The following is a 13,668-nucleotide window of genomic DNA, read 5'->3' as shown; positions in this document are numbered from 1 at the left end:
GAGGTGAATTAAGTGTGGGGGGTGATCTTATTACAAATTTGTGAAATATTAAAATGTTTTGTAACCTATTTATTCAGGCATTTGTCCGCCGTTGATCATATCAGACACGATTCCCTTGTGGCGCTTTTTTTCACCAATCACGACTCCAACCACATGCACTGTGATAAAACCGATGATAAGATACATTGTGAACCCATGTATTTCCTTAATGAAATGCATTTTCCTGAGAGCGGGTATGCTGTCCCTGAAAGCCAGGCACAAACCGGTTATCACCATTACCATCAGCAAAACATAAAACACAGCATAAAGTGTTTTGATAAACATTTCATTTCTGGAAGAAATCCTGTCTTCCTGTCTGGATAAAAATGATTGTTTGGCGACTTTGATCTTTCGAATCAATTTCTGATCTGCAAGTTCAAAAAACTCGAGTATAATTCTGAATAAGAACAGGCCAGTCAGTGCGTAGCCCAGGTAGATATGTATTGCCCATACTTTATCACTTAAAGCAAATGCAACTGATCTGGCCTGATCTTCTGATATCCCGACTCCTTTTTCTTTCAGTTTATCTGCTATTAATGACGCGTTGATCCATGCTTTCATTACAGTGGAATTGATTAACACTGTCAATAAAGAACCTGTAATGACAATTGCATTTAACCAATGCCAAAGGCGTATAGAGGATGAATATTTTTTAGTCCGAATTGCTTCTGCTTCTGCAACCGGGGCTGTTGCTATTAGTTCCATATCATTCAATTTAATGACACGAATAAAAAACATACCAGGAAAGTATTAAAATGAAATAGACCGAAGAGGATAATCAGTCGACCAGGAGCTTTTATCAAGAGATAAAACAAAACAGCAACATTTGATGGTATTCTTATCGCAACCGGAGAAGCTTCTGACAGATTTAAAACCTCCGAAACATGTATTTGTTATTTTAAGGATAAGGTTAGCTACCATACGTTAAACATAATATACTACTTTATGGGACTGGAAAGATTTAAAACAGCACAGGAAAACGATTACAATATTGCGTTGAGCGAGATTAAAAGCGGTCATAAACGCAGCCACTGGATGTGGTATATTTTTCCGCAGATAGCAGGTTTGGGTATGACAAGGACTTCAACATACTACGCAATAAAAGACATAAGGGAAGCTACCGATTACCTGTTAGATACTGAACTCGGTTTACGCCTGGTGACCATTTGCCGTGCTTTGCTTGAACTGGAAACAAACGATCCGCATGTTGTCTTCGGCAGTCCTGATGACCTAAAGCTCAAATCTTCTATGACCTTATTCGATGCTGTTCCGGTAACTTTTCCGGTGTTCGGCCAGGTGCTTGATAAATTTTATGGCAGCGAGAGGGATAGTCGGACATTAGAATTATTGAGTTCCGGTCGCGCTTAAGTTTTATTTATTATTATAAACTAAATCAAAAAGGCGCCCTCAATCTCACAAGGGGCGCCCATTAATCAACTGTAAATCTCCGCACTCATTATGCTGCGGGTGTCTTAACGATAGGCCGATAGCATGAACTGGGTCCTTTCCATCCATGCCTGATCTACTCCTTCGTATCTTGTATCTACACTGCCCCCACTCAAATCGCAAAAGGTGTGATAACCATTATTACTGGTCGTTAGCAAATTCGTATTGATGAAATCGATATTTTGCTGTGCATAATCTAACCAGGCTGTGTTTCCGTCACGTTCGTAGAGCCAGATCATGGCCTGAGAGCCCCATACGCACCATGCCGGGTTGACGCGCGGATCAGTAGTATTAAAAATATAAACATGGTGTGTGCTGTTCCAAAGGGTCGTGTTCATGGCAATACCAAGATTTTGCGCTTTGGTGACGTAACTGTTATCCCCTAAAATCGACGCGTATAGTAGATCCGCCTCAACCATGATCGCATTATCATAGGTAAAATGGACAGTTTGCTTTGTGCCGTTTGCATCAAACTCCCAATCATACAACCCTGACGTGCTATCATATAGGTTGCTTTCGAGCCAGCTCATAACAGACTGCGCCCAACTCTTATAGTAGGCTTGCCCGGTGATCTGGTAAAGCCGGAGGAATGCCTGAACAGCAAGCCCGTTTGTTTGAGTAGGCTTCACTGCGCCCGTGCCGGTTCTCTGATAAAAACCACCGCCATCCGTAGTTGTGGTCCATAGTCCGCTGTTCATCATCCAGTTCGCAACGGACTGGGCAGAGGCCAGGTAATTGGATTTGGTCGTTCCGGAAGTAACCGCGTATGCATCAAGATAAGCATTGATGGTTACCCCGGCATCGTCGACATATTTGTCGCCACCGGCACCGGAACCGTCAAGGTTGGCGGTCGAAAAATAACCGCCAATACTTGATCCAAAGTCCCACATATGGTACATCCAGTTGTAGGTACTATCCATCCATGAGCGGAACCGCGCGTCGTTCCCATAGGTCGGATTGACCGCCGCAGCGTCTGCGTAGATCTGGCTGGTGTTGTACCATTCATAAGCGCTGTTGGCTTCGGTGGTTGTGTTTCCCCTGCAACTGAAATATGGGGATAAAATGTTACCAACAATAAAATTGTGCGTGTTTTCTGCTTTAGTATAGTAAGCAGAACCCGAGTTCAGGTTTCGCATTTTTGACACAGTAATGTTTCCATTCTGTGTCTTGTTAACCTGTTCCTTGTGACATGCCGACAAGATCAGTACCCCGATCAAAATTGTCGATTCTCTGAGTAGATAATTTGGCTTCATAACGGTTTTTAATTAGAATTTATTTGTTATAATGTATATACATTTTAAATTCAATAACATTCCCAAACACGCCACCTATTCTATTTACTTAAATCTCACTCAACCTTGCATATAACTCTGCTATGCAATCCTCATCCATCAACCATTTATGCTTTGCTATTTCAACCTTGCTGGCCGTCCAATCATGCGACACAAATCCATTTGCATCACGACTGTTCTGCCACGCATAGTCCAGGTCGTGGTGTATAGCATCAATATATTTTGTATTCTTATCAATTTTGTATAATGCTTCATACCCCCTGAACAACACCGTTACAAACCACGGCAGATCGATCTTCATAGTCAACTTTGAATCATGCTGCTGACTACTGTAATAATCGAATGCTGATTTTGCCGCGTGCTGCGCTTCCTGCAGATATTTCGTCTCCTTAGTGAACCGGTATAAAAGAACGGCCGCCTCGATTACTGAACCAGTATTATAGGTCCAAAAGGTTGGATTGATAGTTCCATCCTTCACCTTTCTATCGTTATAGTACAGACCGTTTGGTGCTTTTAGATTGATTAGCATCCAGTTATAAAAACGTTTACCCCAATCCAGGTAAGTTTTGTCTGAAGTTGCTTCATACAGTTTTAGGGCAACCAACAGCGCCATGCCATTACTGCAGGCAGGCTTTTGGTCATGATGACCTTCGACCCAATACACGCCGCCACCCAATTCGTCGGACCAACCACTAGTGATGAATTTAAAAGCAATTTTGGCCCTCTCCAGGTATTCCGGTCTTTTAGTATTCAGATAGGCTTCTGCATATTCGATTCCCACCAGGCCGTTGTCGTCATAATAACGGTCCGATTTTTCCATCACTGGTGGATAAGCCTGGTAGCCCGGTGGTGTACGTGAATTATCTCTGTAAGCTTCCATACCGATAACCAAAGAGTCAAGCAATGGCAAGTATTCATGACGCACATCAGGATTATGCAGAAGTGCGTTGGTTGCCGACATCATGCCCGAAAATGGCCACAAAAAGCTTACTTCTTTAACTTTAACCGCGCTGCCTTCCACATAGTCCACCTTGCCGGAGGTATCCTTTGGAAAATATTCCAGGAAAAGTCCAGGGTATTTCTTCACTCTGTAATGATCCCAAATCTGGTGGTACATAACCTGAGATCGTTGCAAACAAGTTTTGCGGTCCGTGAGGCTTTGCGCTATAGCGGATGCGGAGAATGCAACAAACAAAGCCAGCGCTAATGAAATATGACCTAGGTATTTATTATTTTTCATTTGTAAGATTGTTAACTGATATTATTGATTTGAAGGAGGCAGGCTTTTCACACCCCATTTTTTATTTGGTTCTTTACCCATTACAAAGTTTAAGTACCCGCCGTTCATAAGCTTGCTTCGCAGCATCCAGCTATTTTCCAGTTTCGAACCGTTGAATGTTGCCGATTGAACATAAATGTCCTGCGATGAATTGTTCCTGGTGCTTATTGTTAAATGCTTGCCGTTGCTGAGTTTGATGCTCACGCTGTCAAAGAATGGACTGCCAAATTCGACGATCGGCTGATAGTCTGTAAATCCCTTCACATCAAATAGACCCAGTGCGGTCATTACATACCAGCCGCCCATCTGGCCCTGGTCCTCATCCTGGCCATAACCATAGCCGTGGATAGGATCATTGCCGTAAAAGCCATTGCAAATTTCGCGTGTCCATTTCTGCGTAAGCCATGGGCTGCCCGAGAAGTTGAACAGCCAGCTAATATGCAGACATGGCTCATTACCGTGATTATAGATCGAACTAACACCAGCAAACGCATCAATGGTTTTACCGCCTCCGAAACCTTCGTCTTTCGATTTTTCAAAGATGTCATTCAGGTGCGTATTAAAATAATCCTTGCCTTGCAGCGAGATCAATGCAGCAGGATTCTGCGGAACAAATAGCGTGTACTGAACAGCGTTTCCCTCCTGGTAACCGCGCCATGGTGCATACGGATCAAATTTGTCGATGAATTTTCCGTCGGCTGTTTTCGGCTCGATCAATTTATTCTCCGGGTTGTAAAGCAGGCGCCAGCCATTGGAATATTTGATGAACTTTTTATAGTCAGCCATTTTGCCCAATGACCTGGCCATTTGTGCCGCGGCAAAAGCACTGAAACTATACTCCAGTGTATGCGATGCAGAAAAATCAGAACCAGTAGAATCCGTTATAAAATCACCACCCTTGTATTCAAGAAAAGGCACATATCCGTATTTTACGAAGGCTTTCACATCCATTTTCCCTGAACCGAACTTCCTGTTGCGCCATTCGAGCTCATTGGCACGAACCGCCCTATATGCTTCATTAACATCGTAATCCCGTATGTCTGCCTGATAAGCCGCGGCAATAGCAAGCCCTACGAAGTTTGTACCTACACCTGATACATATTCGCTGTTTGCAACACCGTCGCCAAACCATCCCTTGTCCCTATATAGCTGCAATTGTGTATGAATAAAATCTTCATAGAAATCCGGATATGCCAGGGACCACAATTGGGTAAGATCCCAATATCCACCCCAAATCGCATCGGTATTGATGAAGTTATATAACTTTCCGCTCGGAGAGCGTTTAAGGTGCCCGATCTGACCACCATGTTTAGGATAGTCGCCGTTAATATCACTGGCAACACCACGTCCCAGCAGAGCATGATATAAGCCGGTATAGAATTTTACAACTTCAGACTCGTTTTTGCTCTGAACATTTATTTTTCCAAGCTCCGTCTCCCAGTTTTGGATTGCCTTCTCTTTCGCCTGGTCAAAACTTAGCGTCGATGCTTCTTTAGCCAGGTTGAGTTTTGCATTCGCTTCTGATGTATAAGAAAGGCCTACTTTTATCTCGATTTTCTCGCCTTCACTGGTTTTATAATTTAGAAACAACCCTGCCCCGCGGCCACTTTCCTTTGTTGAATTTTCATGGATGGTATTATCGACAAAAGAGCCAACGCTAACAGGTGCCTTGCTCAATTCACCATAAATAAACATCGATACTTTACCGTTCGGGTCGTACTTCTGAACGTATTTTGGATAAGTTTCGACAAAACCGGCAAAATGTGTCTTATCGATCATATGAATTTCAGCATTTTTTACCGGCCCGCTTTCCCCCTGCACATGACCGATATCAAAGATCAGGTGTGCCTCATCGCTTTTAGGGAATGTATACCTGTGAAATCCTACTCGTTTTGTGGCAGTCAACTCTGCTGTAATATTGTAATCGTCAAGCAGCACTTTGTAGTAGCCGGGTATTGCTATTTCGTTCTTATGATCAAATCTCGAACGGTAACCGGTGCCTGGAGTATCCAAGCCTCCCGGACGTACCTTCAGCGGTCCGGTGGTTGGCATAAAGCTTACGCCACCTACCTGCCATTCATGAAAATGGACAAAGCCTTCAATGGAATGGTGACGGGGATCGTAACCAACCACTTCCCAACCCTGGGCATTTCCATAATGTCCATTGGTTGACGGCGCCAGTTTAGCCATGCCTTCCGGTACAGCTGCAGGCGTAAAAAAGAACCAGCGGCTATTGGCTGACCCGATCCTTGGATCAACATATTTGCTTAAGTTTTGCGCAGTTCCCAAACTTGAAAACTGCATAAATATCAAGACTGCGCAAACAATCCTTACTATTTCTTTAATATTTTTTGAGCTATATCGCATCTTCATAGGTTTATTCGTATTTTGATAATAGTACCTGCACGCGCTGCATCCAGGCCTGATCCACTCCTTCCTGATTACTATATTTACCTGCCCCATCCAACCCAGCGTATTGATAATAACCATTATTCGCCGGACTTTTCAGCACGACATTGATCTTGTCGACGTTCGCTTTGGCATAAGTTAGCCAGGTGGTGTTCCCATCCGCTTCGTAAAGACGTATAAAGGACTGGGACGCCCAACCGCAATAACAGGGATTGAGCCGGATGTCATTCGTATTAAAAATGAAAGCATTGTAGGTTCCGTTGTACAATGTCTTGATCATGGCGTTGCCCAAAGCTTCGGCTTTAGCGGTGTAAGTATTATCATTCATCGCTTTAGCCCAAAGCAAGTCGGCTTCCAGCATGATTGCATTGTCATAAGTAAACTTTTGCATATCTGAAGTACCGTTACTTTCGATCTGCCAGAAATAAAGACCGGTACTGCTGTCGTACATTTTACTGTTAAGCCAGGTGTTAATTTGCACCGCCCAATCGTGGTATACGGACTTGCCCGTGATCTGGTAAAGACGCAGGAATAATTGGAGGGCGACACCATTAGACTGTGTTGGTTTCACCGTCTTTTGGGTGCTCCACCAAAAACCGCCGCCAAAATTGGAATCCCAAAGACCACTATTAATGAGCCAGTTGGCACAATTTTCAGCCGCCGTCAGGTACTGTGTTTGAGTGGCACCAGTAGTAACATCATACGCTGCAAGAAAAGTAATTCCGGTAAGCGAATTATCATCGACATATTTATCGCCTGCCGCCCCCGAACCGTCCAGGTTTGCAGCTGCAAAAAAACCGCCGTTGACATCTTTTTTATCCCATAAGTTTTGCAACCAATTAAACGTATTATTCATGCTTGCCACATAGGATTGATCACCGTTTGCAACCATCGCCGCGTCTGCATAAAGCTGGCTGGCATTGTACCATTCAAAAGCACCTGTAGTGTTTGTTGTCGTATTTACACGATAACTGCCGTAAGCAGTCAAGTAAAAATTTGAGATAAAACTATGGGTGCTTTTAGCATTGTTAAGGTAAGACGAAGTGACCGGTGGCGTTGTTCCACCATGGTTGCCTGTAGTATCAGTAGTATTTGGGACGGGGGTCACATGCGCCTTTCCGCAGGAAAACAATAAAATGCTCAGAATCGCAAAGTGAGCCAACAATTTCATTCTCATATAGATGGTTATTAAACACGCCCGCTTTGGTCATTTGCGGGCGTGTTTTCAATATTACTAATTAATTAAATGCGGTAGCTGTATGTGTGTAAGAACCTGTTCCCGGGAAGTAGACGTCTACTTTTACATTATGCGTATCGGCTTCTGCCGGAAATTTATAAGTGTTGTTCCACTGATCATTGGTTACCGGTATCAGGTAAAAATAACTTGCAGGCTGGCCCGCAGGATCAACATTGTTGGCATTCGTACTGCCCCACCACTCATCGCCGGCTGAAGTATGCAGGATAAATTTATACCGCTGATCCCTTCCCCATGAAAATTGGTAGAAGGTAACCGGGATTTTCGGATTTTCCCAGGTTCCATTGCCGATATAGCTTAATGAACCAATCTCTGAATTATAGGCCGACATATACAATCCGATTGCACTGATACTTACAACATTTGATGATAGTGTATTTAAATTGGCAGTAATCCGGTAAGCAGCTTTTGCAGCCGAGACAATGGTAGTTGCACTGCCGACCTGCAAATTGCCCTGGCCATCGATGTAATATTTGTTTCCTGTCCCATCGGCTCTGTCCGTAAACTGATAAGTACCCGGCTGAAGAGAGGTGTATATTTCAAATACGCCCAAAGAAGCCTGCTTCATTGCAATGGCCTTGCTCATATCCGTGCCTCCTTCGGTAGCGGATCCGGTAATATAAAGCGTAGTAGGTAGCTCGATCGGCCTTGTAACCGATATCGTGCGGGATTGCGCGCTTAATTTGGCGTTATACGCCAGCGAAACCATTACCGTCCACTTCAAAGTACCAGTGCTTAGCGGCGCTATACCTGCAGCTTTGGCCACCTGGTTTAAAGTATCCTGGCTGATCGTGGCCTGGTTCTGAACACCTTTGCCATCCGAAAGGGCCTTGTAGATAGGGTGGCTAAAATCACCGCCCGCCTTATCGAATAAAACTTCATAAAGCACGGGGTTTGCAGACATCACTGCTGCCCATTGAAACTGTACGTTCCCGCCTCCGGCTTTCAGGTCAAAGCTCGCCTGGTCGTTTGGTGCGGTTAGTGACGATACCGGGCTGACATTGGTATCCAAAGGATGAGAATCTTTCTTACATGACGGCAACAGCACGATGGCAAAAAGAGCCGCTATTGCGAATTTCATTATCGATTTCATGATCATATCTTTTAATTAGCTATCAATAATTAGGGTTCTGGGTTAGGGCTTTATCAAGATTCAGTTCATTCAGCGGGATTGCCCACAAATAATCACGCGCCGGATTGAAGCTGCGTTTTTGAGCGCGGATATAACCGTTATCCGTTGACGGATCGCCTGAAAACTGGGCGCCATGCGCATAGCCATTCATAACCGTGTTGGCCAATTTCCACCTCCTGAGGTCATCCGTTCTCAGTCCTTCCATGGCCAGCTCGACCCTCCGTTCGCGGCGAATGATGACCGTCATGTCTGCATTACCCGGGTAATTCACAGCATTCGGGTCGGTAAACCCTGCTCTGCTGCGCAACGCACCAATGGTCTGGCCCCAAACCGTGGCATCCATCTGGCCAAGGGCATTTTTTGCTTCCGCATAATCCAGCAATATCTCTGCATAGCGGAACAGGTGCAGATTATTTCCTGATTGATAGTTAGCTAAAGCGCTCGGATCAAAATATTTTCTCCAGTAATAACCGGTTGGAGACGAGCTTTCTGATGTTCTGCTATATTCATCCAGTCCCGGCTGCACAGGGTCTGTTCCTGGTTTGATATAAATGGTTTTGCTGGGTCCGTTAACGCTTCCCTCGTTGTTCCATTGATAACCATCATAAACAACAGTTGCAGTTAACCGGGGGTCGCGGTTCACATAAGGATTGGCTTCATTATAACCTGAACCTGCCTGCGTGATGCTATCGCCATTGAGCATGATATAGTCATTCACTAATTCCTGTGTTGGTGCTAAAGCGCTTACACGGCCGCCGACAGATCTTGGCGCAAAATCCCAATAATTTGTCCAGGTCCGGGTAGTTGCCGGAACGTATTGCAATGAAAGGATCGATTCGTTATTCGTCTTGTTCGTAGCCGGATTATTGAACAGATTTTCATAGTTAGGCGCCAGGGAATATGATCCGTTAGTGCCTCCCATCAATGCTTCACAGGTTGTAACAACGTCCGCCCACTTGCTTTGGTAAAGCAGTACCCTTGCTTTCAAAGCCAGCGCAGCGCCTTTGGTGATCCTGCCATTTTCTGCGGCGCTCAATTGATCTTTAGAAGGTAATGCTGAAGCGATAGCATCCATTTCACTTACGATAAATGCGTAAATCTGTGCCTGCGGTGTCCTGGCTACATTTTTTGACTGGTCCTCGGTGATATTATCGTTGATCAGTGGTACATCGCCATACCATTTGGTAAGGTTAAAGTCTTCAAAGGCCCTGATAAACCGTACCTCTGCCTTCACACGGGCAAGTGAAGCTGCATCTAAAGTTTTATTCTGATCGACAAACGCCAAAAACTCGTTGCAGGATTTTATTGCCGAGTAATAAGTTGTCCAATCACTAAGGAATTCTTGTGTCTGCGAATTCGCAGTACCGCTGGCGATCAGTAACAGATCGCTATTATTAGCGGAGTATGCATTATCTGAGGTTCCTTCCAGATTGAAATAAAGGTTACTGTTGTACATCAGGCTATAGTTATTATTCAAAGCGTTGTAAACGTTGGCGCTGGTTGTCCAAAAGTTTAAGCTCGAATACTGATCATTTGGCGCGATGTCCAGCTTTTTGCATCCGAAGGCTAGCATGGCAGCCAGGGATATGATCAAAATATTTCTAAATATTTTCATGATAATTTCTGATTGATATTATTAAAAGGTTACATCAAGGCCCATCCCGTAAAATTTCGGCATCAGGTAGGCCCTCGCGCTGTTCGAAGCATCCGATCCGCTTAAATTATTATCAAACTCTGTAGTCTCAGGATCGATAAAATTTAGTTTAGATAGCGTTAGGATATTCTGACCTATTACTGATACGCGCAATTTTTGAATACCTATCTTCTGTGTCAAAGCCGTTGGCAACGTATAGCCAAGGTTTACATTCTTTAGCCTGATATAAGCAGCATTAAAGGCGTACAGGTTAGATCCTGTCCTCCAGTTATTCGTATTCGATGCTGAGCCGATAGTTGCCAGTCTTGGGAAACGGGCATCCGTATTTTCAGGCGTCCAGAAATCAAGCTGATGCTCATATAAGGTTTGACCATAGTCATAGTGGAAAGGCTCAACCAACTCACCACGGAGGAACTCGGTTCTTTTGCCAACACCCTGGATGAAAGCCGTCAGGTCAAACCCTGCATAGGCGATCCGGTAAGTAAAGCCGAATGTGTAGTGCGGGAATGGGTCGCCGATAAATGTTTGGTCTTTCGCGTCGATCTTGCCATCACCGTTCAGATCCTTAAATTTCAGGTCTCCAACACCAACCGTGGTTCCGGCAGGGTGCGGGTATGAGTTTACATCACTTGAGTTTTGATAAAAACCATTGGTTTCATAACCATAGTACTCCGTTATTGGGTGCCCAACTGCCCGGATCAGCTGCCATACGTCCTGCTGATAGGTAAATTGCTGGGTATTTCCGGTCAGTTGCAGAAGCGTATTTTTTGTATTGGCAACATTGGCGCTAAAGCTTTGTGTGACCTTGCCGGTCTTTAGGTGATACGTCAGTTCGAGCTCCCATCCCTGGTCCCTTACTTTAGCAACATTTTCTACCGGTGGCAGAGCCCCAAATAAGGCTGGAACATTTAACGGCGGCTGTTCGATGTCACTTGTAACTTTATTGAAATAATCAACCGAGCCGGTTAATGAATTGTTGAAGAATCCGAAATCAGCGCCTACGTTAAACGTAGCGGCTCTCTCCCATGTGAGAGCCGCATTTGAAAGAGTTCTTCCGGCACCTCCCTGAAGCACATTATTAAAGCCGTAAGCGGCCGGATAATTAAAATAGAGGGTTTGATACGAATAATCCCGGGCGGTCTGATTATTACCCACCACACCATAAGTAGCTCTAAGCTTTAAATTATTAATCGTATTTCTCAGATTTTCCATAAATGGCTCATCTGAGATCAGCCATCCTGTATTTACAGAAGGGAAAAATCCATTACGATGCCCTTTTGCAAATTTTGAAGACGCATCATCGCGGAATACGAAATCAAGAAAATATCTGCCTTTATAGTTATAGTTTACGCGACCGAATGCAGATAAAAGACTATTGGCATCAACAGCGAGGCTATTATAAGAATTTGTCTGATCGATCTGTGTACCTGTAGTCGCAGTACCGAATGTAGGGTCTGTAAGCGTCTTCTGCAGCTGGAAGCCCCGTTCATAATAATTTTCACTGGAGACACCTAATGTTGCGCTGAAGTTATGGTCGTGGTGAAAGGTATGGTCGTAAGAGGCATATACTTGTGTATTGAATGCATTTGATTTGGCGTTGTTATCAAATGTCGTCAGGTCATTACCGTACACTCCTGCAGGTATATAATTAACTTGCGTTCTCCTGAAAAAGTTACCATTATTTTGAATAGTCCCACCAAACACTCCGGTTAGTTTCAAGTCTTTGGTGATGGTGAGCGTACCGTTCAGATTTCCAAAGATACGGTCGTTATCAGCCTGGTTCCAGCCGCCTTGTTTAAGTACGCCGTATTCATTATATTGGGAAGCTACCGTGTTGGTTAGAAAATTACCCTGTGCGTCCGTCCAACTATAGTTAGCGGGTACGCGATTAGCGTCAGCAATGATATTGTTATCACCTACGGTGTTGGTCTTGTTCCTGGTCTTGGTATATTCCAGTATGCCATTGAACTTGAAGTTGCCAATAACGCTGGTCTGGTTTAACCGGAAATTATATTTTTGGTAACCGAAGTCGCTACCTTGTCCGCCGTTACCGATGAAATTACTCATTTGATCCTGGTAACCACCTGAGATAAAGTAACTGTTTGTAGCACCGCCGCCGCTGATACTAACATTCTGGGTTTGCAAAGGCGCATCATATAATAAATGCTGGATATCCCAGGTACCATTACCCTGTTGCTGCAATTGCTGGATCTGTTCGGGCGTATAGGCTGGCGGCAAACCAGAATTTTCTAACGCCTCATTCCGGTAATAAGCGTTATCCGCTCCACTCACCTTGTGCACCAAAACATCAGGTACTTGCCAACCGTAGCTGCCATTATAGGTCAATGTCGCTTTTTGATTGAATTTACCTGCTTTGGTAGTTACCAAAATAACACCGTTCGCACCTCTTGAGCCGTAGATAGCCGCAGAGCCCGCGTCCTTAAGGACCGTAACATTCGCGATATCATTAGGATTGAGCAGATTCATGTCATTTATATCTTGGGACACGATACCATCGATAACGAGTAAAGGATTGTTGTTTCCTAATGTCGCAATACCCCGTATGTTGATATTCACATTAGCACCCGGATCAAGAGTCGGCTGTTGAATAATAAGGTTGGGTGACTCACCCTGCAGGGCCTGGTACGCATTCAAAACGGGCTTGTCGCCGATGTCCTTGGCACCCACGGTGTTCAATGATCCATTGACAGTGGCTCTTTTCTGCGTACCGTAACCAACAACCACGACTTCGTTGAGCACATTGTTAGGCTCAGGCTGCAGGGTTACATTGATGACCAGTTTGCCTTCAATAGAAACCTCTTGTTTCACGTAACCGATGAAGGAAAACCGCAATTTGCCGGAGATCTGGTTATCAGGAATACTCAGAGCATATTTGCCGTTTGCGTCTGCAACTGTCCCGATGTTCGTTCCGATAACCAGAACGGAAACGCCAGGCATTGGCTGTCCACGCTCGTCCGTCACCTGGCCGGAGATCGAGATATTGGTTTGAACAAATGAATTTGTTTCCCTGGTATTGCCCGCGGCATAAACGGGAGCAAACCAGGAGGCCAGCAGCAACAGCGGAATGATCCGGCTGTATCGCCATCCAAGTTTTCCCAGGTTGAGTAATAATTTAATTCTCATAGTAATTGGTTTTGAGGG

At 44.5% G+C, this 13,668-nt stretch carries 9 protein-coding genes; 1 reads left to right on the top strand and 8 read right to left on the bottom strand.

The features are described from left to right. Positions 1 to 69: 69 nt before the first annotated feature. Complete coding sequence (locus VIM89_RS21000; protein ID WP_488158145.1) at positions 70 to 744, bottom strand: cytochrome b/b6 domain-containing protein; 675 nt, start codon at positions 742 to 744, stop codon at positions 70 to 72. Positions 745 to 984: 240 nt separating this feature from the next. Between VIM89_RS21000 and VIM89_RS20995 the strand changes: the two genes are divergently transcribed. Next, positions 985 to 1,407 (top strand): DUF1810 domain-containing protein, encoded by a 423-nt coding sequence (locus VIM89_RS20995; protein WP_488158144.1) that lies wholly within the window; start codon positions 985 to 987, stop codon positions 1,405 to 1,407. A gap of 104 nt (positions 1,408 to 1,511) precedes the next feature. Here VIM89_RS20995 and VIM89_RS20990 read toward each other — a convergent pair whose 3' ends face one another. From VIM89_RS20990 to VIM89_RS20960, 7 genes are all read right to left on the bottom strand, one after another. Further along, entirely contained in the window at positions 1,512 to 2,738 is a 1,227-nt protein-coding gene (locus VIM89_RS20990) for a glycoside hydrolase family 76 protein (RefSeq protein ID WP_488158143.1), read from the bottom strand. A gap of 88 nt (positions 2,739 to 2,826) precedes the next feature. Beyond that, positions 2,827 to 4,017, bottom strand: a complete 1,191-nt coding sequence (locus VIM89_RS20985; RefSeq protein ID WP_488158142.1) for a glycoside hydrolase family 76 protein — start codon at positions 4,015 to 4,017, stop codon at positions 2,827 to 2,829. Between the two features lie 21 nt (positions 4,018 to 4,038). Continuing rightward, positions 4,039 to 6,429 (bottom strand): GH92 family glycosyl hydrolase, encoded by a 2,391-nt coding sequence (locus VIM89_RS20980; protein ID WP_488158141.1) that lies wholly within the window; start codon positions 6,427 to 6,429, stop codon positions 4,039 to 4,041. 4 nt (positions 6,430 to 6,433) lie between these two features. Then, positions 6,434 to 7,642: a glycoside hydrolase family 76 protein gene (locus tag VIM89_RS20975; protein ID WP_488158140.1), complete on the bottom strand. Its 1,209-nt coding sequence runs from the start codon at positions 7,640 to 7,642 to the stop codon at positions 6,434 to 6,436. Positions 7,643 to 7,703: 61 nt separating this feature from the next. Next, the gene (locus VIM89_RS20970) at positions 7,704 to 8,813 is read right to left on the bottom strand and encodes a SusE domain-containing protein (RefSeq protein ID WP_488158139.1); all 1,110 of its coding nucleotides are present in this window, start codon (positions 8,811 to 8,813) and stop codon (positions 7,704 to 7,706) included. A 22-nt stretch (positions 8,814 to 8,835) separates the two neighbouring features. After that, on the bottom strand, positions 8,836 to 10,467 hold the full coding sequence (locus VIM89_RS20965) for a RagB/SusD family nutrient uptake outer membrane protein (protein WP_488158138.1): 1,632 nt from the start codon (positions 10,465 to 10,467) through the stop codon (positions 8,836 to 8,838). A gap of 21 nt (positions 10,468 to 10,488) precedes the next feature. After that, complete coding sequence (locus tag VIM89_RS20960; RefSeq protein WP_488158137.1) at positions 10,489 to 13,650, bottom strand: SusC/RagA family TonB-linked outer membrane protein; 3,162 nt, start codon at positions 13,648 to 13,650, stop codon at positions 10,489 to 10,491. Positions 13,651 to 13,668 lie beyond the last annotated feature (18 nt).

This window comes from Mucilaginibacter sp. (assembly GCF_036568825.1).
In the GTDB taxonomy this organism is placed as follows: domain Bacteria; phylum Bacteroidota; class Bacteroidia; order Sphingobacteriales; family Sphingobacteriaceae; genus Mucilaginibacter.
Note: the sequence above shows the minus strand (reverse complement) of the source record. Positions and strands in the feature narration are given on the sequence as shown.

Bases quoted from the DNA above. Each gene is read 5' to 3' on its own strand.
- VIM89_RS21000 (WP_488158145.1), bottom strand. From the start codon at position 744: ATGGAACTAATAGCAACAGCCCCGGTTGCAGAAGCAGAAGCAATTCGG.
- VIM89_RS20995 (WP_488158144.1), top strand. From the start codon at position 985: ATGGGACTGGAAAGATTTAAAACAGCACAGGAAAACGATTACAATATT.
- VIM89_RS20990 (WP_488158143.1), bottom strand. From the start codon at position 2,738: ATGAAGCCAAATTATCTACTCAGAGAATCGACAATTTTGATCGGGGTA.
- VIM89_RS20985 (WP_488158142.1), bottom strand. From the start codon at position 4,017: ATGAAAAATAATAAATACCTAGGTCATATTTCATTAGCGCTGGCTTTG.
- VIM89_RS20980 (WP_488158141.1), bottom strand. From the start codon at position 6,429: ATGAAGATGCGATATAGCTCAAAAAATATTAAAGAAATAGTAAGGATT.
- VIM89_RS20975 (WP_488158140.1), bottom strand. From the start codon at position 7,642: ATGAGAATGAAATTGTTGGCTCACTTTGCGATTCTGAGCATTTTATTG.
- VIM89_RS20970 (WP_488158139.1), bottom strand. From the start codon at position 8,813: ATGAAATCGATAATGAAATTCGCAATAGCGGCTCTTTTTGCCATCGTG.
- VIM89_RS20965 (WP_488158138.1), bottom strand. From the start codon at position 10,467: ATGAAAATATTTAGAAATATTTTGATCATATCCCTGGCTGCCATGCTA.
- VIM89_RS20960 (WP_488158137.1), bottom strand. From the start codon at position 13,650: ATGAGAATTAAATTATTACTCAACCTGGGAAAACTTGGATGGCGATAC.